The 26,698-nt window shown below is 72.8% G+C and carries 30 protein-coding genes; 16 read left to right on the top strand and 14 right to left on the bottom strand.

The genetic code is table 11. From position 1 onward, the window contains the following. Nucleotides 1–145: 145 nt before the first annotated feature. The gene (locus TAE01_RS02145; protein WP_147062858.1) at nucleotides 146–727 is read right to left on the bottom strand and encodes a hypothetical protein; all 582 of its coding nucleotides are present in this window, start codon (nucleotides 725–727) and stop codon (nucleotides 146–148) included. 361 nt (nucleotides 728–1,088) lie between these two features. Here TAE01_RS02145 and TAE01_RS02140 point away from each other — a divergent pair, with 361 nt between their 5' ends. After that, nucleotides 1,089–3,059 carry an N-acetylmuramoyl-L-alanine amidase gene (locus TAE01_RS02140; protein ID WP_246111079.1) on the top strand — a complete coding sequence of 657 codons (1,971 nt, stop codon included), beginning with the start codon at nucleotides 1,089–1,091 and terminating at the stop codon, nucleotides 3,057–3,059. 153 nt (nucleotides 3,060–3,212) lie between these two features. Here the strand turns inward: TAE01_RS02140 and TAE01_RS02135 are convergent, their stop codons facing one another. The 3 genes from TAE01_RS02135 to TAE01_RS02125 form a co-directional block, all read right to left on the bottom strand. Then, nucleotides 3,213–5,138, bottom strand: coding sequence for a penicillin-binding transpeptidase domain-containing protein (locus tag TAE01_RS02135; RefSeq protein WP_246111078.1), 1,926 nt, complete (start codon nucleotides 5,136–5,138; stop codon nucleotides 3,213–3,215). Nucleotides 5,139–5,173: 35 nt separating this feature from the next. Continuing rightward, nucleotides 5,174–6,157, bottom strand: a complete 984-nt coding sequence (locus TAE01_RS02130) for a hypothetical protein (RefSeq protein WP_147062854.1) — start codon at nucleotides 6,155–6,157, stop codon at nucleotides 5,174–5,176. 145 nt (nucleotides 6,158–6,302) lie between these two features. Further along, nucleotides 6,303–6,935 carry an N-acetyltransferase gene (locus TAE01_RS02125; protein ID WP_222594035.1) on the bottom strand — a complete coding sequence of 211 codons (633 nt, stop codon included), beginning with the start codon at nucleotides 6,933–6,935 and terminating at the stop codon, nucleotides 6,303–6,305. Nucleotides 6,936–7,038: 103 nt separating this feature from the next. On the opposite strand from TAE01_RS02125, the gene TAE01_RS02120 reads away from it, so the two are divergent. Both TAE01_RS02120 and TAE01_RS02115 read left to right on the top strand, forming a co-directional pair. After that, nucleotides 7,039–8,136 (top strand): App1 family protein phosphatidate phosphatase, encoded by a 1,098-nt coding sequence (locus tag TAE01_RS02120; protein ID WP_147062850.1) that lies wholly within the window; start codon nucleotides 7,039–7,041, stop codon nucleotides 8,134–8,136. A gap of 26 nt (nucleotides 8,137–8,162) precedes the next feature. After that, nucleotides 8,163–9,023, top strand: coding sequence for an Fpg/Nei family DNA glycosylase (locus TAE01_RS02115; protein ID WP_147062849.1), 861 nt, complete (start codon nucleotides 8,163–8,165; stop codon nucleotides 9,021–9,023). Between the two features lie 80 nt (nucleotides 9,024–9,103). On the opposite strand, the gene TAE01_RS02110 is transcribed toward TAE01_RS02115, so the two are convergent. Beyond that, the gene (locus TAE01_RS02110) at nucleotides 9,104–10,783 is read right to left on the bottom strand and encodes a phospholipase C (protein ID WP_147062847.1); all 1,680 of its coding nucleotides are present in this window, start codon (nucleotides 10,781–10,783) and stop codon (nucleotides 9,104–9,106) included. Nucleotides 10,784–11,043: 260 nt separating this feature from the next. Between TAE01_RS02110 and TAE01_RS02105 the strand changes: the two genes are divergently transcribed. Beyond that, on the top strand, nucleotides 11,044–11,757 hold the full coding sequence (locus tag TAE01_RS02105) for a hypothetical protein (protein ID WP_147062845.1): 714 nt from the start codon (nucleotides 11,044–11,046) through the stop codon (nucleotides 11,755–11,757). A 16-nt stretch (nucleotides 11,758–11,773) separates the two neighbouring features. Here TAE01_RS02105 and TAE01_RS02100 read toward each other — a convergent pair whose 3' ends face one another. The 4 genes from TAE01_RS02100 to TAE01_RS02085 form a co-directional block, all read right to left on the bottom strand. Beyond that, the gene (locus TAE01_RS02100) at nucleotides 11,774–12,295 is read right to left on the bottom strand and encodes a CD225/dispanin family protein (protein ID WP_147062843.1); all 522 of its coding nucleotides are present in this window, start codon (nucleotides 12,293–12,295) and stop codon (nucleotides 11,774–11,776) included. Nucleotides 12,296–12,321: 26 nt separating this feature from the next. Beyond that, nucleotides 12,322–12,645, bottom strand: coding sequence for a rhodanese-like domain-containing protein (locus tag TAE01_RS02095; protein ID WP_222594034.1), 324 nt, complete (start codon nucleotides 12,643–12,645; stop codon nucleotides 12,322–12,324). A gap of 92 nt (nucleotides 12,646–12,737) precedes the next feature. After that, on the bottom strand, nucleotides 12,738–13,694 hold the full coding sequence (locus TAE01_RS02090; protein WP_147062839.1) for a DUF1648 domain-containing protein: 957 nt from the start codon (nucleotides 13,692–13,694) through the stop codon (nucleotides 12,738–12,740). Next, entirely contained in the window at nucleotides 13,691–14,047 is a 357-nt protein-coding gene (locus tag TAE01_RS02085; protein ID WP_147062837.1) for a GntR family transcriptional regulator, read from the bottom strand. The genes TAE01_RS02090 and TAE01_RS02085 overlap by 4 nt, the downstream gene beginning before the upstream one ends. A gap of 53 nt (nucleotides 14,048–14,100) precedes the next feature. Here TAE01_RS02085 and pdxY point away from each other — a divergent pair, with 53 nt between their 5' ends. The 3 genes from pdxY (at nucleotide 14,101) to TAE01_RS02070 (ending at nucleotide 16,942) form a co-directional block, all read left to right on the top strand. Continuing rightward, entirely contained in the window at nucleotides 14,101–14,949 is an 849-nt protein-coding gene (pdxY, locus tag TAE01_RS02080; protein ID WP_147062835.1) for a pyridoxal kinase PdxY, read from the top strand. A gap of 222 nt (nucleotides 14,950–15,171) precedes the next feature. Then, nucleotides 15,172–16,440, top strand: a complete 1,269-nt coding sequence (locus tag TAE01_RS02075; protein WP_147062833.1) for an ATP-binding protein — start codon at nucleotides 15,172–15,174, stop codon at nucleotides 16,438–16,440. A 22-nt stretch (nucleotides 16,441–16,462) separates the two neighbouring features. Further along, nucleotides 16,463–16,942 (top strand): GNAT family N-acetyltransferase, encoded by a 480-nt coding sequence (locus TAE01_RS02070; protein WP_186815001.1) that lies wholly within the window; start codon nucleotides 16,463–16,465, stop codon nucleotides 16,940–16,942. A 36-nt stretch (nucleotides 16,943–16,978) separates the two neighbouring features. Here TAE01_RS02070 and TAE01_RS21045 read toward each other — a convergent pair whose 3' ends face one another. Beyond that, nucleotides 16,979–17,107: a hypothetical protein gene (locus TAE01_RS21045; protein ID WP_281289249.1), complete on the bottom strand. Its 129-nt coding sequence runs from the start codon at nucleotides 17,105–17,107 to the stop codon at nucleotides 16,979–16,981. A 93-nt stretch (nucleotides 17,108–17,200) separates the two neighbouring features. Next, entirely contained in the window at nucleotides 17,201–17,824 is a 624-nt protein-coding gene (locus TAE01_RS02065) for a TetR/AcrR family transcriptional regulator (RefSeq protein WP_147062829.1), read from the bottom strand. An 83-nt stretch (nucleotides 17,825–17,907) separates the two neighbouring features. Here TAE01_RS02065 and TAE01_RS02060 point away from each other — a divergent pair, with 83 nt between their 5' ends. The 4 genes from TAE01_RS02060 (at nucleotide 17,908) to TAE01_RS02045 (ending at nucleotide 19,516) form a co-directional block, all read left to right on the top strand. Next, nucleotides 17,908–18,438 (top strand): SRPBCC family protein, encoded by a 531-nt coding sequence (locus TAE01_RS02060; RefSeq protein WP_147062826.1) that lies wholly within the window; start codon nucleotides 17,908–17,910, stop codon nucleotides 18,436–18,438. Nucleotides 18,439–18,453: 15 nt separating this feature from the next. Then, nucleotides 18,454–18,879 carry an ester cyclase gene (locus tag TAE01_RS02055; protein ID WP_147062824.1) on the top strand — a complete coding sequence of 142 codons (426 nt, stop codon included), beginning with the start codon at nucleotides 18,454–18,456 and terminating at the stop codon, nucleotides 18,877–18,879. A gap of 85 nt (nucleotides 18,880–18,964) precedes the next feature. Next, the gene (locus TAE01_RS02050; RefSeq protein WP_147062822.1) at nucleotides 18,965–19,282 is read left to right on the top strand and encodes an antibiotic biosynthesis monooxygenase; all 318 of its coding nucleotides are present in this window, start codon (nucleotides 18,965–18,967) and stop codon (nucleotides 19,280–19,282) included. A gap of 69 nt (nucleotides 19,283–19,351) precedes the next feature. Continuing rightward, the gene (locus tag TAE01_RS02045) at nucleotides 19,352–19,516 is read left to right on the top strand and encodes a hypothetical protein (protein WP_222594033.1); all 165 of its coding nucleotides are present in this window, start codon (nucleotides 19,352–19,354) and stop codon (nucleotides 19,514–19,516) included. Nucleotides 19,517–19,543: 27 nt separating this feature from the next. On the opposite strand, the gene TAE01_RS02040 is transcribed toward TAE01_RS02045, so the two are convergent. Beyond that, the gene (locus tag TAE01_RS02040) at nucleotides 19,544–20,281 is read right to left on the bottom strand and encodes a metal-dependent hydrolase (RefSeq protein ID WP_147062820.1); all 738 of its coding nucleotides are present in this window, start codon (nucleotides 20,279–20,281) and stop codon (nucleotides 19,544–19,546) included. 121 nt (nucleotides 20,282–20,402) lie between these two features. Here TAE01_RS02040 and TAE01_RS02035 point away from each other — a divergent pair, with 121 nt between their 5' ends. Next, nucleotides 20,403–21,236, top strand: a complete 834-nt coding sequence (locus TAE01_RS02035; RefSeq protein WP_147062818.1) for an HNH endonuclease family protein — start codon at nucleotides 20,403–20,405, stop codon at nucleotides 21,234–21,236. 311 nt (nucleotides 21,237–21,547) lie between these two features. Continuing rightward, nucleotides 21,548–22,546, top strand: coding sequence for a YdcF family protein (locus tag TAE01_RS02030; RefSeq protein WP_186815000.1), 999 nt, complete (start codon nucleotides 21,548–21,550; stop codon nucleotides 22,544–22,546). 15 nt (nucleotides 22,547–22,561) lie between these two features. Here TAE01_RS02030 and TAE01_RS02025 read toward each other — a convergent pair whose 3' ends face one another. Together TAE01_RS02025 and TAE01_RS02020 are read right to left on the bottom strand one after the other, a co-directional pair. After that, nucleotides 22,562–24,148, bottom strand: coding sequence for a fatty acyl-CoA synthetase (locus tag TAE01_RS02025; RefSeq protein WP_246111077.1), 1,587 nt, complete (start codon nucleotides 24,146–24,148; stop codon nucleotides 22,562–22,564). Next, entirely contained in the window at nucleotides 24,145–24,948 is an 804-nt protein-coding gene (locus TAE01_RS02020; protein ID WP_222594032.1) for an enoyl-CoA hydratase/isomerase family protein, read from the bottom strand. The genes TAE01_RS02025 and TAE01_RS02020 overlap by 4 nt, the downstream gene beginning before the upstream one ends. 104 nt (nucleotides 24,949–25,052) lie before the next feature. Here TAE01_RS02020 and TAE01_RS02015 point away from each other — a divergent pair, with 104 nt between their 5' ends. From TAE01_RS02015 to TAE01_RS02005, 3 genes are all read left to right on the top strand, one after another. Next, a complete protein-coding gene (locus TAE01_RS02015; RefSeq protein ID WP_147062814.1) occupies nucleotides 25,053–25,652 on the top strand; it encodes a sulfite oxidase-like oxidoreductase in 600 nt (199 codons plus the stop codon). 62 nt (nucleotides 25,653–25,714) lie between these two features. Further along, nucleotides 25,715–26,398, top strand: coding sequence for a ferredoxin reductase (locus TAE01_RS02010; protein ID WP_307723811.1), 684 nt, complete (start codon nucleotides 25,715–25,717; stop codon nucleotides 26,396–26,398). A 14-nt stretch (nucleotides 26,399–26,412) separates the two neighbouring features. Beyond that, nucleotides 26,413–26,694: a DUF6510 family protein gene (locus tag TAE01_RS02005; RefSeq protein WP_147062810.1), complete on the top strand. Its 282-nt coding sequence runs from the start codon at nucleotides 26,413–26,415 to the stop codon at nucleotides 26,692–26,694. Nucleotides 26,695–26,698: the final 4 nt, after the last annotated feature.

The raw sequence follows: 26,698 nt of genomic DNA, 5'->3' as shown, positions 1-26,698 counted from the left end.
CACGCACCAGGAGAGGCCGGTATGCCACGGGGTCACGCCCACGGCATACCGGCCTCGTGCGTGTGGTGGCCGTGGCGGGACGGTTTCGGCGGGCGGGTCCGGCGGGCGGGTCCGGCTGGGCGGCCCGGCGACTCAGCCCTCCGGCTCAGCCGGCGGCAGGGACCGCGGGGGCGGCCGGCGGCGCGGACGCGACGGGCGTCGTGCAGCGGGTCGTCGCGGGGGTCGTCAGGGTCACGTCACCGACGAGACCACCGACGAGGGCCGAGATCTCGCCCAGCGAGGGGTCGCTGAGGTCGATGGGGCGCGCCTGCTCGTCCGTGACGGAGATGGTGATGGGGTCGGTGACGGGGTCCGGGCCGACGGTGGCCAGGTCGCCGGACGGCACGTCGCTCGGGGAGGTGCCGTCCGCGGGCGAGTCGAGGCGGACGGTCGCGAGGAGGGCGACGAGCTGGCGCTGCTGCGGAGCGGGGAGCGTGCACACCCGCCCGTGCACCGAGCGGGTCTCGACGTGCATGCGGCCGTCGAGGTCGAGCACGATGCGGTCGTCGAACCCGGCGATGCCGCCGGTCCGCCGCAGGACGAGCGGGAAGGACGGCCCGTAGGACGGTGCCCCCGCATCGCTCCCGCCGCTGCCGACCCGCGTTCGAGGCGCGCTCGACGACGGCGCCGACGAGACCGCCCCGGCGGTGTCGGACGAGCCGGACCCGCTCCCACCGTCGTCGGACACGGCGGAGCCGCAGCCCCCGATCAAGACTGCTGCGATGGCCAACCCCACGCACAGGCCTGCGCGCCCCATGGGAACCATGGTGCGCCTTCTCGGCTCACGATGCACGTGTGACGCGGTGGACACGGGATGACGCTCGGGTGACGGTTTCAAGTGGCGGGCCTCTAGGTGCACGGGAATGCTCGGACTCAGAGGTGTGTCCGGCGTGGTGCCGAGCACACCCGACCGCGACGGGGCGCCGGCGCCGATGGACCCACATCGGCGGCTCGGTGTCCTGCGGTCCTAGGGATACGAAAGGGACGATCGAGTGATACCCAACTCCACACCTCACCGAACTCCAGCGGCTCGAAGGGTGCGACGGGCGGTGGCCGCGCTCGGTGCGCTCGCGGCCGTCACCGCCGGGGTGGCCCTGGCGAGCCCGGCGGCGCAAGCGGCCGACCCGACCTCGACCGGCTCGACCGGCTCGACCGGCTCGACCGGCTCGACCGGCTCGACCGGCTCGACCGGATCAGGCGTGGGCACCGACGCGGGGAGCCGGGAGCGGGCCTTCGCCGCAGCGGCCACCGAGTACGGCGTGCCGCGCCCGGTCCTCGAGGCAGTGTCCTACGCGCAGACGCGGTGGGACTTCAACCCGGGTCACAGCACGTCGGGCGGCTACGGTCCGATGCACCTCGTCGACGCGAACCTCGGCTCGGCGTCCGAGGGCAAGGGCCTCGGTGCGGCCCCGGCGGCTGCGCCGGCGCCCGTGGCCGACACGCTCGCACGGGCCGCCACGCTGACGGGGCTGTCCGAGGACGCCCTGCGCACCGACGAGCTCGCCAACATCCGTGGCGGCGCGGCACTGCTCGCCGCCACCCAGAAGCGCCTCGGGCTGCCGACGGGTGCGTCCAGCGACCCCGGCGCCTGGTTCGCGTCGGTGGCCGACGCGTCCGGCTCGGCCGAGGAGGACGTCGCGAACGCCTTCGCCGACGACGCCTACTCCGTCATCGCGTCGGGAGCCGCCCGCCGCACGGTCGACGGCAAGCAGGTCTCGCTCGCCCCCTCGAGCGTCAAGCCGCAGTCGGGGCAGGTCCAGCGACTCGGCCTGCTCAAGAAGCAGAACAGCGGCCCCGTCGACTGCCCGCCCGGTCTCGACTGCCAGTGGGTCCCCGCGCCGTACGAGAAGCTCGGCTCCGACCCCGGCGACTACGGCAACCACGACGTCGCGAGCCGCCCGACCGCGCCGAAGATCACCAACATCGTCATCCACAACACGGAGGCGACCTACGACACGACGCTCAAGCTCGTCACCGACCCGACGTACCTCGCGTGGAACTACACCCTGCGCAGCTCCGACGGCCAGATCGCCCAGCACCTCCAGCCGCAGGACGTCGGCTGGCACGCCGGCAACTGGTACATCAACGGGCACTCGATCGGCATCGAGCACGAGGGCTTCGCGGCGACCGGCGCCCAGTGGTTCTCCGAGCCGATGTACCGCTCGTCCGCGCGTCTCGTGCGCTACCTCGCCACGAAGTACGACATCCCGCTCGACATGCAGCACATCTTCGGGCACGACCAGATCCCGGGCGTCACACCGGCCAACGTCGCCGGCATGCACTGGGACCCGGGGCCCTACTGGAACTGGGAGCACTACTTCCAGCTGCTCGGCGCGCCGCTCCAGGCCCACACGTCCGGCTCGGCCAAGGACCTCGTGCGGATCCTGCCCGGCTTCGAGGACAACCGGCAGACCGTGACGTACTGCGACGGCACGGCCGCTGACAGCTGTGGCTCGCAGCCGACGAACTTCGTCTACCTGCACACGGCCCCGTCCGCGGACGCCCCGCTCGTCAACGACATCGGTCGCAAGCCCAACGGTGCCCCGTCCACGACCTCGGTCTCCGACATCGGTGCCCGGGCACAGGCCGGTCTGACCTTCGCCGTCGCCGAGCGTCAGGGCGACTGGACCGCCATCTGGTTCAACGGCGTCAAGGGCTGGTTCCTCAACCCGGCCTCCGCGCCGAAGGCGGTGCCGGTCGCCGGCTCCTACGTCGTGCCCAAGGCGGGCCGCGCGTCGGTGCCCGTCTACGGCCGCGCCTACCCGGAGGCCTCGGCCTACCCGGCCGGCATCCCGCCGCAGGCGATCGCCCCGCTGCAGTACTCCTTCACGCAGGGCCAGCGGTATGCCGTGGGCGACCTCACGGTGCCGACGGACTACTACCGTGCGACGACCTTCTCCACCGACACCCCGAACGACCACGTCGACGTCGTCGGGCAGGACCGCTACTACCAGATCTCGCTCGGCCACCGGTTCGCCTACGTCCGCGCCGCGGACGTCGACGTCGTCCCGGCCAGGTAGCCCGCCTCGACCCCGCCCGAAGCAAAGTGCCCACTCGATGGACGTTCACCGTCGAGTGGGCACTTCGCGCACGCTTGTCCCCAGGCACCCAGGTCTCGTCGGGGCCTTGCTGAAGCAACGTGCCCACTCGACGTGGGGGGAGGGGCGGGTGGGTCAGCGGAGGTTGTCGGCCTTGAGGAAGCTGATGATGAAGGGGGCGGCGCCGGTCACGCCGTTGTCGCCGACCTCGTTGTAGGCCGCGATGGCGATGTCGCCGCGGCCCGCGACCATCCAGACGTGGGTGTCGGGCGGGTTCTTCGTCCCGAACTCGGCCGTCCCGGTCTTGGCGTACTCGACCCCGAGCGGCTTGAGCACGGTGCCGGACCCCTCCGAGACCACCGTGCGCATCTCGGTTCGCAGCACGCCCGCCTCGGCCGGGTCGAGCGGGGTCGCCGGCTGGGGCAGCGCCGGCAGCCCGGCGACGAGCTGCGGCCGGACGGTCTGGCCCTTCATGACGGAGGCCACGACGAGGGCCATCGTCAGCGGCGAGGCCTCGACACGGCCCTGGCCGATGAACGACGCGGCGTGCTCGACGGCATCGTCCGTCGGCGGCACCGAGCCGAGGAAGCCGGTGAACGGCAGGTCGAGCTTCTCGCCCATCCCGAGCGACTGCGCGGCGGTGACGAGGTCCTGCTGGCTCACCTTGTCGTGCTGGCTGATGAAGGCCGTGTTGCACGAGTAGGCGAGCGCAATGCGCATGGGGATGTCACCGAGGTGCTTGGCCGGGTAGGTCGTGTAGTTGGCGAACTGGCGCCCGTTGACCGTCAGCGTCGGGGTGCACGGCAGCTTGGTGTCGGCGGTGAAGCCCTTGCGCACGTTGGCGAGCGAGCTGACGATCTTGAAGGTCGAGCCGGGAGCCTCCTTGCCGGCGAGGGCGAGCGTCGAGCCGTTCGCTGCGGGGCCCACGGCCGCCGCCAGCACCTCACCGGTGGACACGCGGACCACGACGAGAGCCGTGGGGTGCTGGGTCTGCTGGGCGAGGGCCGCCTCGGCCGCGGCCTGCGCCTTCTGGTCGAGGGTGATCGTCAGGGGCTTGCCGTCGGTGGACTGCTCGGCGAAGAGCTCGCGCTTGTCGAGGACGCTGCCGTCGGCGCCGCGCCGGACGGCCTGCACGGCGAGCCCGGGGGTGCCGCGCAGCTGCGCGTCGTAGCGGTACTGCAGGCCCGTCATGCCGACGGTGTCACCGGCCTCGAGGGTGCCCTTGGAGGCCTTGATCTGCTCGGCGGTGGCCTCGCCGACGGTGCCGAGGATCGGGGCGGCGAAGGTGCGGCTCGGGCCGAGCACCTGCATGGCCGGCACCGTCAGCGCCCCCTTGACCTTGGCGATGGCAGGGCCGTTGCGCTGCAGGAGCGGGTCGGTCGCGCGGAGGGTGACGCCCTCGACGAAGGCCTTGGGGCCGGCCGCGCCGACCTTGGCGGCGAAGCGCGCCGGGTCGATCTCGACGAGGGTCGCCAGCTTCTTCGCCGCGGCGGTGGCCTCGGCGCCGGACACCTTGGTCTTGTCGATGCCGACGGCGGCGACCTCGCGCTCGGTCATGATCTTGGCGCCGGAGGTGTCGACGATGTCGGCGCGCTGGGGCCACTTGCGCACGATGTCGAGGGTCTCGTCGGACGCCAGCTGCGGGGCCACGATGCCGGGCGTCCACGACACCTGCCACGTCGCGTCGACGAGGGAGAGGTTGACCTGGGTCTTGTAGGTCCAGTCCGTCGGGGACGTCGAGACGTCCCACCGGCTGAGCAGCGTCGCCGTCGCACGGTCGGAACCGTCGCTGTGGCTCAGCTCGCTGACCGACACCTGGGGCCGCAGGGTGCCGAGGTCCTTGTAGGCGGCTGTGACGAACGCCGTCGCCCTGGCCGGGGTCGTGCCCTTGAACGTGACGGCGCCGAGGTCGCCGGAGGCCAGGCCGGCAGCGAGGGCGCGTGCGGCGTCATCGGGGTCGGGCGGGGAGTCGAACATCGAGCACCCGGCTGCGAGCGTGCCGACGAGCACCCCCGAGAGTGAGACGGCGACGAGAGTCCTGGCACGAGATCCCCTGAGCATGGCCCAACGGTACGTGCCGCGTCGTGGGGTCCGTGTCATCGGACCGTGGCGTCGATGTGACGGTCGTCTGCAGGCGAGGGCGTAGGCCGGGTGCCCGGGTCGGGCGTGGACGGCGCCTCGCCGTCTGCTTCCTTCCCGGCCGGACGGGCCCCGGGGCGACGCCGCAGCGCGAGCGATCCGAGCACCCCGACGACGACCGCGACGGCGTGGATGCCCCAGGCCTGGTTCTCGGGCCGGACGGCGGCGACGAAGACGTCCCGGCTGGCGAGGACGTGCTCGCGCAGCCCGTCGGGCAGGCCGGTGCGGGGCCGCAGGTAGGTCGCGAGGTAGGAGAAGGCCGTCTGGCCGGCGGCCGCGACCGTGACGACGACGAGCACGGCGACCCAGGCGAGGAGGCGCCGCACGGGTCGCACGCCGAGTCCGGCGAGGGCCAGCCCGGCCGCGACCCCGACGACGACCGCGGTCCACCGCAGCACGCCCAGGGCCCGGTCGAGGCCGACGAGGGCCACGACGACGGCGTTGACCCAGCTGCCGAGGGCGACGGCGAGGGGAGCAGCGGCGAGGGCGCGCGACACCGGTCCACCGAGCACGACGAGCAGCCCGAGGGCGAGGCCGACGAGGGTGCCGACGACGGCGACGGCGAGCACGCCGAGCAGGACGCGGTCGTCGCGGTCGAAGTCACCACCGAGCTGGCGGGTGGCTCCGGCCGACTGGGCGATGCAGTACGCGGCGGCGAGGAGCGCCCCGAGCGAGGTGAGCGCCGAGGTGGCGAGCCGTCGGGCACCGCGCGGGCGCACCCACAGCACGGCCAGCGCCGCGAGCCCGCCGCCGACGAGGGTGATCGTCAGGAGCAGGCCGAGGCGGGCGGTCGTGAAGGGCAGCAGGGTGATGTAGCCGTCGGTGGCCGATCCGGTGGTGACGTCGTAGGGCCAGTCCCTCGGGGACCTCGACCCGAGTCCGTCGAGGACCCACGGCAGGGCGCCCCCGACCCACCAGGCCGCGGCGGCCAGGGGCAGCACCGGCCAGAGGCGACCGCGGGCACCCGGACGTCGGAGCCCACGACGGGCCCCACGGTGCGTCGCAGCTCGTTCGTCAACACCGGTGTCCACGCGCAGATCCGATCACGTCCGACCGACATCCGCCAGTTTCGCGGCCCGGTGTCGGTCAGCGCTCCGGTCGCCAGAGCTGGACCGACGCGACCGGCTCGAAGCCGGCGGACAGGAAGGCGCGCAGCGCCCGGGCGTTGCCGGGGGCGCAGGCGGCCACGGCGACCTCCCCCTCCGGGATGAGCGTCAGGGCGTCACGGACGACGTCGGCGCCGACGTGGTCCTTGGACGGGTCGGTCTCGAGGCCGACCTCGGGCAGCCCGCCGAGCCCCGTCGAGAGGGTGACGAGCGTGTGGTCGTCCGGCACGGCATACCCGAACGTCGTGACGTCGCTCCGCACGGACGTCGCGTGCTCGGCGCGCGGGTGGTTGCGCAGGTCGCTTCGCGGCACGAGGGTGGGCTCGCCGCCGGTCCCGCGCGCCACGAGGATGATGTCGAGCGCGTCGATCCAGCCGGTGCCGGCGAGGCGCGAGACGAGCCGCGGGTTGCTGGCGCCGCCGTAGCCGTCGGGGCTCAGCGAGACGAGCGTCCCGTCGGAGACGTCGTGGTCGACGGCGAGGTAGGCGTGCCCGGTGAACGCGACGACGCCCTCGACGCCGGGGCGCCACGGCTCGACGCGCTGCCAGCCACCGTCGACGGTGGGGAAGTCGCCACCGGCGGCCTTGCTGAGGACTTCGGCTATGGGGTGCACGCGGACCATCAAACCTGCCGCGTCGCACCAGCGCCCGTCGGGGTCCACCTGTTGGCAACCCGGCGTTCGCGCGGGTGACAGCCCTCACGGGTAGGTTGTGGCCATGTCACGACCGCACGCGGCCGCCATCGTCGAGGACACCGTCCACGAGCAGGTCGAACGCGTGCTGCGCAGCCGCGGGTGGGGCAACCGCGTCATCACCCACGTCGGCTACGGCTCGTCGTCGTTCGTGCGCGTCTACGCGCGGATCCTGCTGGGCCGCAAGGGCCGGGAGCACACCGAGGGGCCCGAGGCCCGTCAGGACGCGACCGGCGCCCTGACCCCGGCCCGCTACGACCGTGGCTGGCGCGCCTTCATCACGTCGCCGGCCACCGGCGTCCCGGTCAAGGTCACGGCGGGCGACCGTGAGGTCTACGGCCGCTCCGACCGCGGCGGCCACGTCGACATCGTCGCGCGCGACCACGGTCTCGCGCCGGGCTGGCAGCAGGTCGTCGTCGAGGTGCAGGGCACCGACCCGGTGGCGGCCGACGTCTTCATCGTCGCGGACGGCGTGACCGAGGGCATCGTCAGCGACATCGACGACACCGTCATCACCACGATGCTGCCGCGCCCGATGATCGCGGCCTTCAACACCTTCGTCCGCCGCGGCAAGGCCCGGCACGCGGTCTCGGGAATGGCCCCGATGTACCGCCGCATCCTCTCGGCGCACCCCGGCGCCCCCATCGTCTACGTCTCGACGGGAGCCTGGAACACCGCCGCCACCCTCAACCGCTTCCTCGTCGAGAACGGTTTCCCCCTCGGGCCGCTCATGCTCACCGACTGGGGGCCGACCAACACGGGCTGGTTCCGCAGCGGGCAGGCGCACAAGCGCAGCTGCCTCGACCGGCTCGCCCGCGACTTCCCCGAGATCCGGTGGCTGCTCGTCGGCGACGACGGCCAGCACGACCCGCAGATCTACGCCGACTTCGCCGAGGCGAGGCCCGACCGCGTCGAGGCCATCTGCATCCGCCACCTGTCGCCGACCGAGCAGGTGCTGTCCAACCCGATGAAGATCGAGGCGCCGATCCGGTCCTGGGCGGCCCGGTCGGTGCCGACCTTCTCGGCGCCGGACGGGCACGCCATGCTGCGGGTCCTCGAGAGCGCGGGCAAGGTGGGAGAGGTGCTCGCCGCCGACGAACAGCCCTCGCGTCCCGGCCGATAGTCCCCTCCGGATGACAGACTGGGGCCATGCCTGAGCTGCCGGAGGTGCAGGCGCTCGTCGACTTCCTCGCCGAGCGAACGGCCGGCCTTGCCATCACGGGGGTCGAGCTCGCGTCGTTCAGCGTGCTCAAGACCTTCAACCCGCCGCCGCAGGCGCTCGAGGGTGCCCCGGTCGACGGCGTGCACCGGCACGGCAAGTTCCTCGACATCGACGCCGACGGCACCCACCTCGTCTTCCACCTCGCCCGCGCCGGCTGGCTGCGCTGGTCCGACCAGCTGCCGGCGACCGTCGTGCGCCCCGGCAAGTCGCCGATCGCGCTGCGGGTGCGCCTGTCCGACGGGTCGGGCTTCGACCTGACCGAGGCGGGCACGAAGAAGTCGCTCGCGGCATACATCGTCAAGGACCCGGCCGAGGTGCCAGGGATCGCCCGGCTGGGACCCGACCCGATGGCCGACGACTTCTCCCTCGAGACGTTCCGGTCGATGCTCGACGGGCGCCGCACCCAGATCAAGGGGCTGCTGCGCGACCAGGAGTTCATCGCCGGGGTCGGCAACGCCTACTCCGACGAGATCCTCCACGTCGCGAAGATCAGTCCCTTCGCCATCGCCGGATCCCTCGCCCCCGAGGTCGTCGACCGGTTGTATGCCGCTCTGCGCGACACGCTCGCGAGCGCCGTCACGACGGCGTCGGGCAAGCCGGCCAAGGAGCTCAAGGACGCCAAGCGGGCCGGCATGCGCGTGCACGCGCGCACGGGCGAGGCGTGCCCCGTGTGCGGTGACGTCGTGCGCGAGGTGTCGTTCGCCGACACCTCGCTCCAGTACTGCGCGACCTGCCAGACCGGCGGCAAGCCGCTCGCGGACCGCCGCCTGTCCCGCCTGCTCAAGTAGCGGCCCGGACGACGAGGAGCGGGCCGGGTCTGGTGACCCGGCCCGCTCCGTCGTGCGTGTGGCGTGTGTCGCCGAGGGGGTCAGCCCTCGTGACGGGTGCGCTGCACCGAGGCGACCGTGCCCCGGTTCTCGTCGAGGATGACCTGCGGGGCCCGCGAGTCCTCGAACGAGAACAGGCCGCGCATCGAGCCGGCCCAGGCGTCGGCGGAGCCGTCACCGATGCGGCCGACGCCCCAGTTGTCCTCGATGAGGCGCAGGATCGAGGCCTGGTCGGTCTGGTGGTGGTCGACGTAGTTCGTCTTCGAGAAGGGCGAGATCACGACGAGCGGCTGGCGCGGGCCGGGGCCGCAGCGGTCCTGGTAGCCCTGCGCGATCGGCACGCCGGAGGCGGCTGCGTTGGTGCAGAAGGCCGCGTCGTCCGTCGTGTTGGAGGCGTTCTTCACCTGCGCGGCGACGTGGTCGTACCAGCCGTCGGAGTCGTCGTAGGCGAGGACGATCGCCGTGTCCTTCCAGTGCTTCGACTTCTGGATGGCGTTGACCTCCTTGACGACGAAGCGCTGCTCGTCGAGGGGGTCGGAGTAGCCCGCGTGCCCGTCCTGGTAGTTCGGGGCCTTGAGGAAGCTGACCGCCGGCAGGTTGTCGGTGCCGACGACCTGGTCGAAGGAGGACATGTCGTACTGGTGGTTCGCCTGGCCGTCGTGGCCGATCTCGGCGACGCTCGCCGGCGGCAGGTGGTGCGGGTTCGCCGTCGACGCGTAGTACTGGAAGGGCTCGTGGTGCGGGTTGTAGTCGGTCGAGGAGATCCCCGCGACGTTGGTGTGCGTGGTGAGGCAGGCCGCGGGTGCGCTGCCGGCGGCGGCCGTGGTCGGCGTGAAGCCGCCCTGGAACCAGCCCCACGAGACCTTCTTGGCGTTGAGCAGGTCGCCGATGTTGCGTCCCGTCATGGCGGCGAGGGTGTAGCTCTTCGCGTGGCTGTTGTTGGAGCAGTCGTCGTAGACGGGGTCCGGGTCGCCGGTCATGGTGCCGACGCCGTTGGCGTCGGGGAAGCGCACGGTGTAGTCGCCACCGGCCGGGGTCGTGGCCGGCGTGCCGTCGGCGTTGAACTCCTTGACGCCGTGGGTCTGCCCGGAGACGAGGTTGATGGCGCCGGGGGAGGACGGGCCGAAGGTCGTGCTGAAGGCGTGGTCGCTCATCGCGTAGTGCTGCGCGTAGTTCCACATCGCCGTGACCGTGTTGCCGTCGTAGTAGTCCATCGTCAGGCCGGTCCGGCCGAAGGTCGGGGCGGCGCACGCGTCCTTGCTCGTGAACTCCACGAACTTGTCCATGGCGCCGGCGTTGTAGGCCTTCTGCTCGTTCGTGTAGGTGTGGTCCTGGTCGCAGGTCACGGCCTGGCCGGGCGTGAGGCGCTGCGGCTGCACCGAGTTGGGGTTGTTCGGGGCGAGCAGGTGGTCGTGCGCGAGCGTCGCGATGCTGCGGGGGGTGCCCGGCGCGGCGGTGAAGCGCGGGGCCGGTGTGCCCGAGCCCTGGCTGAGCTCGCCCGGGGTGTTGGCGGCCTGCGGGTACGTCGCGAAGTAGTGGTCGAACGACACGTTCTCGCCGAAGATGACGACGACGTGCTTGATCGGCGTGGACGTCCTGACCGTCGCGGGGTGCGACGTCGGCCGCTGGTGGGCGCTGACGGCGCCGGCGGTGGCGACGACCGGGACGACGAGGGCGGCGGCGCCGACGCCTGCGAGCGCGAGGCGTGCGGAACGTTTCATGGGGTCTCCTCTGGCGATGGCGGATCGGCCGTTGGCGTGCCTGCGCATCGCTCGGGGCCGGGGCAAAAGTACGCCCGCCGGAGGGCGCCCCATACCCGCTGGAGAGGTCGTTTAAGGACTGTTTGCCCAAACTGCGCCGCGACTTGGCGCTACTGCCAGCGGGCTCGGGGGTGACGTTCAGGTGACGCTCAGGATCGGGTCGAAACGGTTCAGACTGCAACGATCCGACCGGCGTGGTTGTCTCTCCCACCATGAAGCCGTTGACGACGACCCTGAAGACCTCGACCGGTGCCGCGCTCGCTCTCGGCGCGGTGCTCGCCACGAGCGCCTGCGGGCAGGCCGAGCCCTCCCCGGGGGCGCCCACGTCGGCCGTCGGGTCCGTCGCCCCGGTGCAGACCGTGACGTCCGGCGGCGTGCGCCTCGAGGCGACGATGGCTCCGGCAGGAGGCGCGCACCACGGCCCGACCGGGTCGGGCATGGCCGTCCGGCCGGGGCTCGTCGTCGACTACACGGTGACCAACACGGGGTCGACCCCGCTCCTGGCCTACGACCTCGTGCCCCACGACCTCGGGAGCGCCGCGCTGCCCCGGGGCGTGGACCAGCAGCACGCGTGGGTCTACGAGCAGTCCGGGGTGCTGCGTCTGAGCAAGCAGGGTTTCGCGACGGCGCCGAACGTGCGCTTCGCCGCCGCGCCCGTCATGGGTGGCCACGTCATCGCTCCCGGGGCGAGCGTCACCGGGAGGGCGTATGCCGTGTCGCCGCCCGTGCTCGACGTCCCGGGCGACTCGTTCCAGGCGCCGCGGGGCGCGGTGGACCGCGGCCTGAAGCAGTGGCAGCTCTGCGTGCAGGTCGACGGCCGCGTCGCCCAGGCGCGTCCAGCGTCGGCAGGGGGTGGGGTGGTGCAGGCCCCCGTGGCGGCTCCGCAGGGCGACGAGCTCGTCTGCACCCGACCGGCGTCGATCCCCGTCGCCTGACAGGGCGGGAGCGGCGTCAGCGGAAGCCGAGGACGGCGGTGAACGCCGTCAGGAGGCCGAGCCCGGGCCAGACGAGGGCGGCGAGGAGGCACCAGCTCCGGACCGACTCCGAGGCCCGGCGCGCCTCGACGAGCCGGCCCTGCGCCCATCTGGCGTTGACGGAGCTCGCCTTGACGAGCGCGACGATGCCGAAGGGCATGAAGCAGAACACGGTGCAGAAGATCGCGAGCCCGAGCCGGTTCGGCGGGGGTGGGCTGTAGAGCGGCGCGCCCGCGGGAGCCGGCATGGGCGCGGGCCGCGACGACCCGGCATACCAGCTCGTCGGTGTGGCAGGGGGAGGCGGCAGGTGCGGCAGCGACGGCGGAGCGTGAGGGGCATCGGGCGCAGGCGACGGGGCCGGCGGGACTGCGGCGTCGGGCGGCGCGGAGGGCTGCGGGAGCGGGGTCGTCGGCGGGTCGAGGCGGGGCAGCCAGGCCGACCACTCGTCGGCCGTCGGGTCCGGCTGGCGCGCGTCGTCGTGCCTGTCGCGGTCGTTCACCGGGTCACCCTCCGTCGGGTCGCGGGTCAGATGATGTTCGGCTCGCCGTCGGCGGCGAGCTGCTTGCCGGCGCGCTGCCACTCGACCATGCCGCCCTCGACGTTGGTGACGTCGTAGCCCTGCTGGACGAGCCACTGCACGGCGCGCGCCGAGCGGCCGCCCATGCGGCACACGACGGCGACGGTGTCATCGGTCTCGGGCAGCTCGTCGATGCGGGAGGGCAGCTCGCCGAGGGGGATGTGGATGGCGTTCGGGGCGTGGCCCGCAGCCCACTCGTCGGCCTCGCGGACGTCGACGAGGACGGCGTCGTCGGGCAGCTCGGACACGGTCGTCGTGGGGATCGCGTTCATGCGATCCATCCTGACACGGCGATGTCGATCGACGGTCCTCGCCGTCTCAGACCGGTTCAGGACGGTCCTCGCCGTCTCAGGCCGGTCCAGGCCTAGGTGCGGGCGGCGAGCGTGTTGAGGACCGCGGCGGCCTCGTCGGCGTCGTCGACGGTCACGACGACGTCCGGCTCGCCGACCCGGTGCACGACGAGCGCCTCGCCCGCGCGGGTGATGTAGCCGCGACGCCCGTCCATCGCGAGGCGCCAGCCCCAGCCGCCGAACTCGCGCAGGGGCGACACCGTGCACGTCGTCGCCGACGTCACGCGCTCGAGCGGGACCCGGGACCACGTGAACCCGGCGCTCGAGACGCGCAGCCCGGCGCTGTCGACGACCACCCGGGCCGACAGCGTGACGGCGAGCAGGGCGCCGAGGGCGAGCGCCAGCAGCCACACCCACGGCAGGCCGGCGAGGGCCACCCACACGAGCGGCAGCGCGACGACGACGGCGAGCGCGAGTGCGGGCCCGGTCGGCAGGCTGGCCCGCCCGGTCCACGCGAGCCGCGTCGTCGGTGCGACGTCGAGGCGTGCGGCGTCGGCGGGGAGCGGCCCGCGCGGGCCCGTGACCTCCGGGGGCGTGATCCGGCCCCAGCGCCACAGACCGACGCCGACGAGCACGGCCAGCACGAGGGACGGCACCGCCCACTGCGGCGGGAAGGCCTGAGGCGGCTGGCCCGGACGCTGCGCGAGCAGACCGCCGAAGAGCAGCCCGCCCAGAGCGACGGAGAGACCTCCGGCGATGGCGGCGACCGGCCCGCGGGCCGAGCGGTGCATGAGTGCCCCGAGCCCGATGATCGCGAGCGGGACGGCGACCGTGAGGGCGGCTGCCGTCACGACCGCACCGGTGAAGGAGCTGTAGCGGTCGGGCGCCCCGTCCACGCCCCAGTGCACGGCCAGCCGGTCGGGCAGACGGTCGCGGACGGCATACGCCGTCGCCGTGCCGGTGACCGCGACGCCGAGGGGGACGACGGCGCTCGCGACGAGGGCGCGGGTGGGGCGACGGTCGGTGGTCATCGCTGGAACTCGCTCTCGATGAGTCGGGTGAGGTCGGTGGGGGTGGTGCCGGTGAGGCGGGCCTCGGCGACGAGCTCGGCGACGAGCGATCGCAGGCGGGCGTCCCCGGCAGGATCGGTGGCGGTGACGATGGCACCCCGGCCGCGGCGCAGGTCGATGAGGCCCTCGTCGCGCAGCGCCTGGTAGGCGCGCAGCACGGTGTGGAGGTTGACGTCGAGGACGCCGGCGACCTCCTTGGCCGACGGGAGGCGGTCCCCGCGGGCGAGGCGACCCGAGGCCATCTCGCGACGGACGCAGGCCGCGACCTGGGCGTGGAGCGGGGTGCTCGAGGTGGGGTCGACCTGCCACAGCATAGTTCTATTATGACTAGAACTATTTAGGGTATGCAAGCGGCTAGGGTGGGCGCGTGAAGATCCTGTCGATCCAGTCCCACGTCGCCTACGGTCACGCCGGCAACTCGGCCGCGGTCTTCCCGCTCCAGCGGCTCGGGCACGAGGTCTATCCCGTCCTCACGGTGACGTTCTCCAACCACACGGGCTACGGCTCGACCCGCGGCCCTCTCATCGCGCCCGCCGACGTGGCTGCCGTCATCGACGGTGTCGAGGAGCGCGGCGCCTTCCCGACGATCGATGCGGTGCTCTCGGGCTACCAGGGCGCCGAGGCCGTCGGAGAGGTCGTGCTCGACGCGGTCGCGCGCGTCAAGGCGGCCAACCCCGCCGCGGTCTACTGCTGCGACCCGGTGATGGGCGACGTCGGCCGCGGCTTCTTCGTGCGCGAGGGCATCCCGGAGTACCTCCGTGACCACGTCGTGCCGCGGGCCGACATCGTGACGCCGAACCAGTTCGAGCTCGAGTACCTCGTCGGGCGCGAGGTCGCCACGCAGGCCGACCTCGTGGCCGCTGCGCGCGAGCTCGTCGCGCGCGGGCCGAAGGTCGTGCTCGTGACGTCGGCACTGACGTCCGACACCCCGGCCGACTCGATCCAGATGGCCTGCATCACCGCCGACGACGCGTGGGTCGTCACGACCCCCATGCTGCCGATGACCGTCCGCGGGGGCGGCGACGTCACCGCCGCGGTCTTCCTCGCGCACTACCTGACCGACGGGGCCGAGGTGGCCCTGCGACGTACGGCGGCCACGATGTATGCCGTCCTCGAGCGCACGCACGCGAGCGGCTCCGACGAGATGCTCCTCGTGGCGGAGCAGGACGCCATCGCGCACCCGAACGAGATTTTTGAAATCTTGTCGGTCGCTTGACCGTTTCGCCCAAAACCGCGTTATAGTCGCAACGCGCCGTTCCGCATGACCACCCCTGACCGTGCGGAACGGCGCTTTTTCTTGCCCGAATTCAGTGGAATCCGAATCAAGTCACTTCGGATTCCGTCGAGTTGCTCCGTGTGACGGCAACCCCGCGACTCGCCGATGGCGCTGTCTGCGGATGTCTCAGGTTTGCCGTAGAGACGCGTATAGCCTCCGAGCGTGGACCCGATCACGAACCCGTACGCCCCGGGCGCGGGCCAGCGCCCGCCCGAGCTCGCCGGGCGCGACGAGCAGCTGCGCACCTTCGACGTCGTCCTCGAGCGGATCGCCCGCGGACGCGCCGAACGCTCGATCGTGCTGACCGGCCTGCGCGGCGTCGGAAAGACGGTGCTGCTCAACGCTCTTCGCTCGTCAGCCGTCCGGGCCGACTGGGGCACAGGCAAGTTCGAGGCGCGCCCCGACCAGCGCCTGCGCCGGCCGCTCGCCGCCGCCGCCCACCAGGCGGTGCGCGAGCTCGGCCACCCGCGTGGCGACGACGTCGACCAGGTGCTGGGGAGCATCAAGGCGTTCGCGCTGCGCGACGCCCCGACCGGGGCCAAGCTGCGTGAGAGGTGGCACCCCGGCATCGACGTGCCCGCAGTGACGGGCCGCGCCGACTCGGGCGACGTCGAGATCGACCTCGTCGAACTGCTCACCGACATCGGGGGCCTGGCGGCCGACGTCGGCAAGGGCGTCGCCTTCTTCATCGACGAGATGCAGGACCTCGACCCCGAGGACGTCTCCGCCCTGTGCGCGGCCTGCCACGAGATCTCGCAGTCGGGCCTGCCCGTCATCGTCGTCGGGGCCGGGCTGCCGCACCTGCCGGCCGTGCTGTCGGCCTCGAAGTCCTACTCCGAGAGGCTCTTTCGCTATTCCCGCATCGATCGGTTGCCGCGCGAGGCCGCCGACCGGGCGCTCGTCGGCCCGGCCGCCGAGGAGGCGTGCGAGTTCACCCCCGAGGCCCTCGACGAGATGTATGCCGTGACGGCCGGCTATCCCTACTTCATCCAGGCGTACGGCAAGGTCGTCTGGGACGTCGCGCCGAGCTCACCGGTGACGGCGGAGGACATCCGCGTGGCGGTGCCCGAGGCAGAGTCCGAGCTCGCCGTGGGCTTCTTCGGATCGCGGTTCGAGCGTGCGACCCCGGCGGAGCGCGAGTACCTCCGGGCGATGGCAGACGCAGCACTCGTGAACCCGTCTGTGGCACAGGCGGACTCGGGAGGCCTGGACGACGCTGAGGGCGACGTCGCGGCATACGTGCGCGATGGGGTGACCGAGCGGGAGGCCGTGCCGACCTCGGCCGTGGCGGACGTGCTCGGGCGCAAGCCGCAGTCGCTGTCGCCCGCCCGCGACGCCCTCATCAAGAAGGGCCTCATCTACTCCGGTGAGCGCGGCCTCATCGCCTTCACCGTGCCCCACTTCGGGCGCTACCTGCGCACCCAGTCCTGATCGGAGTGCTGCCGTGTCGACCGTGAGCAGCACTGAGCTCCGCGTCATCGGTGCTGACGACTGGGAGGACTTCCGGGCCGTTCGGCTCGAAGCACTGGCCGACGCGCCCGATGCGTTCGGGGCGACCCTGGCGGAGGCCTCCGCGCAGCCTCCCGAGGTGTGGCGCGAACGGGCCGCCGGCCCGGGTCCCGTGGTGCTGGCGTTCGCCGACCACGGACCGGTCGCCATGGGTGGCCTGTTCGTGCCGGACGCCTCGGACGACGCGTTCGTCTGGGGGATGTGGGTCCGTCCGACGTTCCGCGGTGACGGTGTGGCCGCGCGCATCCTCGAGAGACTGCTCGAGCATGCCGACCGGGTCGGCCGACCGGTCGTCCTGCACGTCAGCCAGGGCAACGACTCCGCCCGCCGGTTGTACGAGCGGCACGGGTTCGTGACGACGGGTGAGGTGCAGCCGCTGCGCGAGGGCTCGCCGGTCCTCATCGACACCATGCGGAGGCGGTGACGCTCCGGCAGACGGCTTCGGCCCACCAGCCGGCGTCTATCGAGCGGTGTCCAGCGCCTCGACGATCTGGGCAGCCGTCTGTGCCGGGGTCAGGTCGTCCGTGTCGATGACCGTCCCCGCACGCGACGTCGTGGTGACCGCGGCGTTGCCCAGCTGCTGAGTCAACCGAACCTGGGACGCGAGACGGCGCATATCGACAGGTCCGGGCCGCGCGGGGACGTTCGGTTCCCCGCCGGGCCGTGAGGCGCTGCCCGGCGGTCAGGGCCGGTAGTACGCGGCATACATCTCGAGTGCGGACTCCAGCAGCGGGCTGGGCTCCTCGGTGCCGGGGTCGTTGGCGGCGTGGAGACTGATGACCCCCGCCGTCAACGCCACGAGCAGCTGCACGCCCTCCGGCGTGGCAGCCTCCGCCCTCAGCTCGCCGGCCGCCACGGCATCCGCGACGGAGTCCGAGACCATCTGCCTCACGTCGACACTCGGGGCATAGGCCTCTGCGGAAGGCTCGAACCCCGGCACGGGCCGGGTGAACAGCAGTTGCCCGAGCACCGGGTTCGCAGCGGAGAACCGGGCGGTTGCCTCCGCGACGCCACGGACCGTCGCCCAGCCGCCGGCGCCCTCTGCCAGTGCCGCTGCCACTGCCGCTCGGTGCTCACGCATCCCGTGGGCGAACAGCGCGTCGTACAGGGCAAGCCGGGACGGGAAGTAGCGGAACAGCGAGGGTTGGCGCAGTCCGACCTCCCGTGCGACCTGGCTGAGGTTCAACGCGGCGACCCCCTCGCGGCCCATCTGGGCGAGCGCCGCGGCGAGGATCTCCGCCTCGGTCGCGGCTCGCTGCCGTGCCCGCGGTGTGGCGCGACCGACGTCCTGTTCCGCCTTCGTCACGATTACATATTACACATGCAATACCCTATTGCGGAGGTGGCTGCTGCGGTCGCATAATCAGGGGTAGCACCCCAGGAGAACCCATGAACCCTTTGACCGCGGACAGAGTCACCCGGCTCGTAGACACCGACCCGGCGACCGTGTACGGCATCGTCGCCGACGTCACCCGGACACCCGAGTGGAGCCCCGAGGTCGTGGCCGTCCGGTGGGAGACCCCGCCCGGCAGCGTCGGTGGTGCCGGTGTCGGAGCGCGTTTCGCGGCGACCAACCGCCGTCGGTGGATGAGGTGGACCAACCATCCCGTCGTCACGGCTGCCGAGCCCGGACGAGTCTTCTCGTTCTCGCGCACCGAGCGCGGGGGTGGAACCCTGCGATGGACGTACGAGATGGAGCGGGCCGGCGGGGAGCAGTGCAGGGTGAGCCTCGCCTACGAGGTGGTCGACCGGGTCCCCACCGCCTTGCAGGTGATCCTCAAGCTCCTCTTCGGCGTCGATGACCTGGAGGCTGACCTGCACCAGCACATGGAACTGAGCCTCGAACGCCTTGCCGTCCTCGCGGCCGAGGCGTCCACCGGCCACCTGCCGTCCACTGCGCACGGTGGCCAGAACGACTGAACAGGAGTGACTGCCATGCCCAGACCTGAAGGCGCGGCCGTACCGGTCCGTTTCGTCGAGGAGGTGCTCAACGGGCACAACCTCGACGTCATCCCCGACCTCGTCTCCGACGACTTCGTCGAGGAGAACCCTCCACCGGGTCAGGGCCCTGGTCGCGACGGCCTCCGCGACTTTCTCGGACAGCTCTTCACGGCCTTCCCGGATCTCGAGTGGACCGTCGAGCAGATGGTGGCGGACGGCGAGGCGGTCATGGCCTGGAGCACGTGGAAGGGCACCCACCGAGACGCCTTCCTCGGCATCCCGCCGACGGGAACCCGCGTCACCGTGGAGGCGTGGACGAGGGACGTCGTCCACGACGGGAGGATCGTCTCGAGCCGGATCCTCATGGACAACCTGGCCCTGCTCCAGCAGCTCGGAGCCATACCGGCGGTTGCCTCGTGACAGCCGCGGGCCCCGATGCCGTCCTGCCAGTCACCCGAACGGCGGCCGCTTCGTCGCACGAACGGAGAGTCGAAGGAGATGGGCCATGGCCGATACGTGGACGATGAGCGACTGGTCGATCGGCGACGCCGACCCAGAGGCCTTCCTCGCGGCCTTCCGCCGGTTCGCGGACGCGGCGACGGCCCGCGGCGGGGCTCGCGAGGGGATGATCCTGCAGGACGCGCACGACCCGGCGCACTTCGTGGTCGTGCGGCGCTGGGAGAGCGGCGAGGCCGTCGCAGCCTGGGCCGGGGAGCAGGCGCGGCACTCGGGTGAGCTGATGGAGCTGGTGCCGGCCGGCGGCAGCGCCACCGTCTTCCTCGAGGTGGCCGAGCTCGCACCCGAAGGCGCGGCAACGGTCTAGGCCGGCCGCCGTGGGGCAGCCCGGTCGCGGCGGCGGTAGTCGCGGCGGCTTCTCTGGTATCTCTGGCTCATGCCGAGCACCCTGATCGAGGTCCGCAGGTCCTACACGCCGGACGAGGAGGTCGCGATCATCGACGCCGTGCACGGCGCGCTCGTCGCCGCGTTCCGGATCCCCGTGGAGGACCGCTACGTCCGGCTCGCGGTCTTCGAGCCGGGCTTCGACGTCAACGTCTGATCCCTCGAGCGTGCGGTGGACGAGGAGTCAGCCCGGCACGAGCGACCGCACCGTCCGCCAGGTCGTGTGGAGCGCGGGGCCGATGACGTCGACGCCGCCGGCCAGCGTCACGACGAGCCACGCGGCCGCGAGCGTGAGGGCGGGCCCGACGACCCAGCGCTCGACGGCGTGGTCGGTGCTGAGCGCGAGGTAGTTGTAGCGGTGGCGGTGCACCGGCCAGAACAACGGGCAGCCCTGGACCGTGGCCATGTCGCCGAGCAGGTGCACCGTCACGCCGGTCGCGACGGCCCACGGCACGACCTCGACCGGGAACGAGTCGAGCACCGCACCACGCACGAGCATCGCGCCCATGACGAGGCACAGCAGCGTGTGTCCGACGGTGGCCCGGACCATGTTGACGCGCAGGGCTGCTGCCGCGATGGCGAAGAGGAACGACAGGAAGAGGCCGAGGGGCAGTCCGCCGACCTGCGTCAGCCAGAACGACAGGCCGGTGAAGGCGGCCAGACCGACGAACGAGTGCGTGCCGTTGCGGTGTCCGCCGCTGAGCTTGCCGACGCACCAGGCGAGTCCGGCCGAGACGGGGCCGAGTGAGCGCGCTGGAGTGGCATGGGCGTGGTCGACGTCAGGCAGGATCGCGGCCCCTGCCGCGGTGACCGCCGCCACCGGGACCGCCCAGGCGTCGACCGTGACGCCGTGAGCCCGCAGCACGGGGGTGAGGGCCAGCACGGCCACCGCACCGGACAGGGCATGCGTCCTACCGAGCACTTCCTGCCACCCTTCTCACGACGGCAGACTCTAGCCAGCCCTGCCGACACCGCCGCCGGCACCCCTACGTCCGACCCCGACTCCGGCGCGCCGCGGCAGACGTGAATTCGACTGTGTGGCAATGTCTCTCCTCGTGCCCACGACCCTCGCGCCCCGTCCCCGCCCTGCGCGACCGCTCGTCAGCAGGGGTCTGCCCGGTCTGACCGGACTGCTCGTCGCCGGCCTGCTCACCGCCTGCGGCCTGCCGCTCGCCTCCCCGGGTGCCGGAGCCGACGCGCACCACGCCTCGACGCGGGTCGAGCCGGCGGCCTCCGGCAGCAGCACGACCATCACCACCACGACGACCCCGGCGCGCACCTGGTCGCTCAGCCCTTCGCAGCTGCAGGATGCGGCGGCGGCGCTCGCCACCCTCCCGGTCAAGGGCCGGGCACCGAAGACCGGCTACTCCAGGGCCGCGTTCGGGATCGCCTGGTCCGACGACGTCGACGTCGCACTCGGCCACAACGGCTGCGACACCCGCAACGACATCCTCCGGCGCGACCTCACGGCCGTGCGCCTCAAGCCGGGGACGCACGGCTGTGTCGTGCTGGCCGGCGCGCTCGCCGACCCCTACACGGCCCGGACGATCACGTTCGCGCGCGGACGCGCGACGTCCTCGCGCGTGCAGATCGACCACGTCGTGGCGCTCGGTGACGCCTGGGTCAAGGGCGCCCAGCAGCTGACCGCCACCCAACGGGCCGCCCTCGCCAACGACCCGCTCAACCTGCTCGCCGTCGACGGCCCCACCAACAGCTCCAAGCGTGATGCGGACGCCGCCTCGTGGCTGCCGCCGAACCAGGCCTTCCGGTGCGCCTACGTCGCGCGGCAGGTCGCCGTGAAGCAGCGCTACCACCTCTGGGTCACGGCCGCGGAGCGCGCACAGATCGCGCGAGTGCTCGCCGGCTGCCGCCACTGACGCAGCCTGCCGGGCCGCGACGGCCGGACATGGCGGAAGGGCCGGACCCCACCTGACTGCCAAGCCGTGAGGGAGGGGTGGTGTGGCAGTCAATCCCGGCCCTTCCAGAAGGACAGGTTACGGGACCGGACGCTCGTGGTGGGCTGGAAAGCCCCGACGATTCGCAGCCGCCACACAGCTGTCACGCAGCCGTCATGCGGGGCGGCAGGTCGCCCCCGCGAGCGTGCCCGCCCAGCCGCCACGTGCTCGTCGAACTCGACGCGCCACGTGCCGGTTTCGTGACACCGGGTCGGGGAGGGCATGCTCGTCGCATGCCATCGCTCGTCGCCCTCGTCCTCGCGGCGGCGCTGCTCGTCCTCTTCGTGCTCACGGCGCGCGCCGCGCCCCGGCGATGGCTGACCGGCGTCCTGCTCACCGGCGCCCTGTGGGCCGCGACGACGGCAACCGCCGCACCGTCCGCCGGCGCCAGGTCCCTGCTCCTGCTGCCGCTCGTCGGCGCAGCCGTGCTGGGCCTGCTCTTCGTCGGCAACGGCCTGCGGCTGCTCGGTCCCGCGGGTCGCAGCCGCACCAACGCAGTCGCCCTCGTCCTGGGCCTCGCCATCCTCGCCGCGAGTGCCCTGGCCGTCGGTGTTCTCCCGGCCGGGACGAGCCGGTCGGCGGTGGTCGCCGTCGTCGTTCTCCTGCTGCCCGGCTACCCGGGCCTCGTGCTCGTCTCGTACGCGCTCTTCTGCCTCGCCTACCTGCGCCGGCGGGCCCGCGTGGCGCCGGCCGCGATCGTCGTCCTGGGCTCAGGACTCGTCAACGGCACCGTCCCGACCCTGCTGGCCAACCGTCTCGACGCGGCCGCCGACGCGTGGCGCGACGAGCAGGCGCTCGGTCACGACCCGATCGTCGTCCCGAGCGGCGGCCAGGGCGACGACGAGCCGATGCCCGAGGGAGTGGCCATGACGGCATACCTCGTCGCCCACGGCGTCCCCCCGGACGTGCTTGCGACAGAGGACCGCTCGACCACCACGGAGGAGAACCTCCTGCTCTCGCGCGAGATCCTGCGCGCCCGGGGACTCGACGGGGCCGGGCACCTCCGGGTCGTGACGAGCGGCTACCACGTGGGCCGGGCGGCGCTGCTGACGCGGCGCCTGCAGCTCGACGCCGACGTCACGGGTGCCCCGACGGCCTGGCACTTCCTGCCGAGCGCCTTCCTCCGCGAGTTCCTCGCCGCGCTGACGCTCCACCCCCGGGTCAACCTCGCCGGCCTCGGCGTGTGGGTCGCCGGCACCGCCTTCCTCGCGTATGCCGTGTCGCCGCGGTGACGGCTGCGGCCGCGGTCAGGACGTGGCGGGGCGTTCGGCGAGGTCGTCGCGCAGCACCCGCTTGAGCAGCTTGCCGCTCTGGTTGCGGGGGAGCTCGTCGACGAAGTGGATCGCCTTGGGCAGCTTGAACGGTGCGAGTGTCGACCGCGCGTGGTCGACGAGCTCGGTCTCGGTGACGGACTGCCCGGGACGCAGCACGACGACGGCCGTGACGGCCTCGACCCACCGCTCGTGCGGGGTCGCGATGACGGCGACCTCCGCCACCGCGGGGTGGGTGTAGAGCGCGTCCTCGACCTCGCGGGAGGCGACCATGACGCCGCCGGTGTTGATGACGTCCTTGATGCGGTCGACGACGGTGAGGTAGCCGCCCTCGTCGCGCGTCACGAGGTCGCCGGAGTGGAACCAGCCGTCGCGGAAGGCCTCGTCCGTCGCGTCGGGCTTGTTCCAGTAGCCGGCGCACAGCTGCGGGGAGCGGTAGAGCAGCTCTCCCGGCTCGCCGGCCGGGACGTCCTCACCCTCGGGGTCGACGACACGCGCCTCGACGAAGAGCACCGTCCGGCCGCACGCCTCCGGTCGCTCGGCGTGCTCCTCGGGACAAAGCACCGTGGCGAGCGGCCCGATCTCGGACTGGCCGAAGCAGTTCCAGAAGCCGAGCCCGGGCAGCCGCTGCTGGAGGCGGTCGCGCACCGGCAACGGCATGATCGAGGCGCCGTAGTAGGCCTTGCGCAACGCGCTGAGGTCGGCCGTGTCGAGGTCCGGGTGGTTCGACAGCGGCACCCACACGGTCGGGGCGAGGAAGAGCGAGCCGATGCCGTCGGCCTGCACGTGCTCGAGGATCGCGGCGACGTCGGGCCGGGTCAGCAGGTGGTTCGTCGCACCGACCGCGAGGTAGGGCAGCAGGAAGACGTGCATCTGTGCCGAGTGGTAGAGCGGCATCGAGTGCAACGGCGCGTCGTCCTCGCGCAGGTCGAGCCCGACGATGCTCGAGACGTACTCGTGCACGAGGGCGCGGTGCGTCATCATCGCGCCCTTCGGCTGTGACGTCGTGCCGGACGTGTAGAGCAGCTGCACGAGGTCGGTGTCGGCGGTCCTGACCTCGACCACGGGCACGTCGCCCTCGCTCCAGCCGGGCAGCACCGCGTCGTCGCCGCCGTGCAGGAGCAGCACCCGCTCGAGGGCGGTGTCGGCCCGGACCGACTCGACCGAGTCGCGCAGGGCGACGTCGACGAGCGCCACTCGTGCGCCGGAGTCGCCGAGCAGGTAGGTCAGCTCGGGCCCGGTCAGGGCGTAGTTGACGGGCACGTGGACGAGCCCGGCGCGCGCGCAGCCGAGGAACGCGAGCAGGTAGGCATCGGAGTTGACCCCGACCGTCGCGACCCGGTCGCCGGCGACGAGCCCGAGACCCAGTAGGTGCGCGGCCGCGCGGGACACGGCGTCGTCGAGGGCGGCATACGTCCACGTGCGGTCCTCGAAGACGAGCGCCACCCGGTCCGGGTGGCGCGTCGCGCTGCGACGGACGATGTCGTCGACCCTGCTCGACGTGATGCTCGACGTGATGCTCGACGTGATGCTCGAGGTGACGTTCGACGTGGTGGCGCTCATGGGGAGTCTCCGTTGCTCGGTCGGGCAGGGGCTGGGGTCGCGAAGGCGGTGAGGAGCGCCTCCGCCTCGGCGGTCGCCGACAGGCGCGCGATGGTCGCGGCCTCGTCGGCGAGCTGCGCGGCATACGCCCTCTCACCGGACCGGCGCAGCAGCCGGGCCGCCTCGCCCACGGCTCGTCGCGGCAGGGCGGCCATCGCGGCGACGACCTCACCCGCGCGGGCCTCGAGGGTCTCGGCGGGGCACACCTCGGAGACGAGGCCCCAGTCGAGCGCCGTGGCCGCGTCGACCGGGGCGCCGGTCAGCAGGAAGAGCGCGGCCCGTCTGGCACCGACCACGGCCGGTAGCAGCGCGCTGACCCCGCAGTCGGGCGAGAGACCCACCGACGGGTACGCCGCCACGAAGCTCGCGTGGTCGGCGGCCAGCACGACGTCGGCCGCGAGCACGAGGCCCACGCCCGCCCCCGCCGCCGCGCCCTGGACGACGGCGACGACGGGCACCGGCAGGGCGCGCAGCTCGGTCAGCGCTTCGTGGAGCACGCCCGCGAGCTCGGCGACGAACGCCGGGCGGTCCGCGGCCGCGGCCATGGCCCGCACGTCACCGCCCGCGCAGAAGAGCCGGCCCTCCGCCCGCAGCACGACGACGTGGACCCGGTCGACCGCCTCCGCGACCTCGCGGACGGTGTCGCGGAACGCGAGCGCGCCGGGCAGGTCGAGGGCGTTGCCGGCGTCGGGACGGGCGAGCCGGATCGTGGCCACACCGTCCGACGCCGACAGCGACACGGGCGGCATCGTCGTCGGCACGGGCTCATCCTGCCCCGCGGGCGCCCCGAGCGGGAGGTCCCCGCCGGGACCGCCCACGTCGTGGACGTTCCGCCGGGGCCCGGCCGCCCCTAGAGTCAGGGGGCATGGACTTCGTCACGCGAGGTTTCCAGGGTCGACCGCGCGGCCGCGACGACCGGCTGCCCCCGGGCCAGTACCTCACCGCCGACTTCCCGGTGCTGTCGGCGGGGCCGACCCCCGGCGTCGATCACGACGACTGGGAGCTGTGGGTCGCCACCGAGGACGGCACCAGGCACACGTGGTCGTGGGCGGAGCTCATGGAGCTGCCGAGCGACACGGTGACGGTCGACATCCACTGCGTCACGAGCTGGTCCAAGCTCGACACGGAGTGGCGGGGGGTCTCGCTCGACACGGTGCTCGCCGACGTCGAGACCGCCGCCGACTTCGCGCTCGTGCACAGCTACGGGGGCTACACGACCAACCTGCCGCTCGAGGACCTCCTCGACGGGCAGGCCTGGGTCGCGTTCGAGTTCGACGGCGACGACCTGAGGCCCGAGCACGGCGGCCCCGCCAGGCTGCTCGTGCCCCACCTCTACTTCTGGAAGTCCGCGAAGTGGGTCCGCGGCATCGAGCTGCTGCTCGAGGACTCGCCCGGATTCTGGGAGCAGCTCGGCTACCACGACTACGGCGACCCATGGCGCGAGCAGCGGTACCAGGGGGACTGAGTGCCCCCAGGGCCTGGCGCGAAGCCAGACTCCTCGAGCGCCGGCCCGAGACCGACAGCGCCGTGACCCTCGTGCTCGACGTCCCGGACTGGCCGGGGCACCTGCCGGGTCAGCACGTCGACGTCCGGCTCACCGCCCCCGACGGCTACACCGCGACGCGCAGCTACTCCGTCTCGGCGCCGGCGCGCGGGGACCACGTAGAGCTGACGGTGCAGCGCGTCCCCGACGGCGAGGTCTCGAGCTTCCTCGCCGACGGCCTCGCGGTGGGCGATGCCGTGCGGCTGCGAGGTCCCGTCGGGGGCTGGTTCGTCTGGCGCGCAGCCCAGCCCGAGCCGGTGCTCCTCGTCGCCGGAGGCTCCGGGGTGGTGCCGCTCATGTCGATGCTCAGGGCGCGCACCGAACAGGACCCGGACGCTTCGCCTCCCTTCCGCCTCGTCTACTCGGTGCGCGAGCCCGACGACGTCATCTACCGGGACGAGCTGGTGGCGCTCGCCGCACTCCCGTCCGGCGCCGGGGTGCGGCTCCACCTCGTGCACACCCGTCGGGCGCCCGACGGCGACGTGCGCCCGGCCGGACGGCTGCGCGAGGACGACCTCGTCGCGCCCGGGTGGGAGGCAGCCGACGCGCCCACCTGCTACGTCTGCGGACCGACGGGTTTCGTCGAGAGCGCCGCCGACCTGCTCGTCGGGCTCGGCCACGCCGCCGAGCACATCAGGACAGAGAGATTCGGGCCGAGCGGCCCGTGAGGAGGCGCATCACCATGACCACGCCCGACTGGGACGGCAACCTCATGGCCGGCCCCCTCTCCGAGCTCTTCGCCCTCGACGTCACCGCGGCCGTCGTCCGCTGCCGCGGCTGCGGCTCGGCCACCGAGGTCGCCACGCTTCGGGTCTACGGACCGGACCCCGGCCTCGTCGGGCGCTGCCCGGGGTGCGACGACGTGCTGCTGCGGGTCGTGCGCACCCCCGACGCCGTGTGGCTCGACCTCGGCGGCGTCACCTCGCTGCGGGTCCCGGCGGAGCTGCCGGGGCCGTCGGCCTGACGCG

It is taken from the genome of Terrabacter aerolatus (genome assembly GCF_007991735.1).
Lineage (GTDB): Bacteria > Actinomycetota > Actinomycetes > Actinomycetales > Dermatophilaceae > Terrabacter > Terrabacter aerolatus.
This window is presented reverse-complemented; position numbering and strand designations above follow the sequence as displayed.

Coding starts and splice junctions, on each gene's coding strand:
- TAE01_RS02090 (WP_147062839.1), bottom strand. CDS start 13,694: ATGACCACCGACCGTCGCCCCACCCGCGCCCTCGTCGCGAGCGCCGTC.
- TAE01_RS02085 (WP_147062837.1), bottom strand. CDS start 14,047: ATGCTGTGGCAGGTCGACCCCACCTCGAGCACCCCGCTCCACGCCCAG.
- TAE01_RS02060 (WP_147062826.1), top strand. CDS start 17,908: ATGAACCCTTTGACCGCGGACAGAGTCACCCGGCTCGTAGACACCGAC.
- TAE01_RS02095 (WP_222594034.1), bottom strand. CDS start 12,645: ATGAACGCGATCCCCACGACGACCGTGTCCGAGCTGCCCGACGACGCC.
- TAE01_RS02120 (WP_147062850.1), top strand. CDS start 7,039: ATGTCACGACCGCACGCGGCCGCCATCGTCGAGGACACCGTCCACGAG.
- TAE01_RS02045 (WP_222594033.1), top strand. CDS start 19,352: ATGCCGAGCACCCTGATCGAGGTCCGCAGGTCCTACACGCCGGACGAG.
- TAE01_RS02030 (WP_186815000.1), top strand. CDS start 21,548: ATGCCATCGCTCGTCGCCCTCGTCCTCGCGGCGGCGCTGCTCGTCCTC.
- TAE01_RS02050 (WP_147062822.1), top strand. CDS start 18,965: ATGGCCGATACGTGGACGATGAGCGACTGGTCGATCGGCGACGCCGAC.
- TAE01_RS02055 (WP_147062824.1), top strand. CDS start 18,454: ATGCCCAGACCTGAAGGCGCGGCCGTACCGGTCCGTTTCGTCGAGGAG.
- TAE01_RS02135 (WP_246111078.1), bottom strand. CDS start 5,138: ATGCTCAGGGGATCTCGTGCCAGGACTCTCGTCGCCGTCTCACTCTCG.
- TAE01_RS02110 (WP_147062847.1), bottom strand. CDS start 10,783: ATGAAACGTTCCGCACGCCTCGCGCTCGCAGGCGTCGGCGCCGCCGCC.
- TAE01_RS02015 (WP_147062814.1), top strand. CDS start 25,053: ATGGACTTCGTCACGCGAGGTTTCCAGGGTCGACCGCGCGGCCGCGAC.
- TAE01_RS02025 (WP_246111077.1), bottom strand. CDS start 24,148: ATGAGCGCCACCACGTCGAACGTCACCTCGAGCATCACGTCGAGCATC.
- TAE01_RS02035 (WP_147062818.1), top strand. CDS start 20,403: ATGTCTCTCCTCGTGCCCACGACCCTCGCGCCCCGTCCCCGCCCTGCG.
- TAE01_RS02115 (WP_147062849.1), top strand. CDS start 8,163: ATGCCTGAGCTGCCGGAGGTGCAGGCGCTCGTCGACTTCCTCGCCGAG.
- TAE01_RS02005 (WP_147062810.1), top strand. CDS start 26,413: ATGACCACGCCCGACTGGGACGGCAACCTCATGGCCGGCCCCCTCTCC.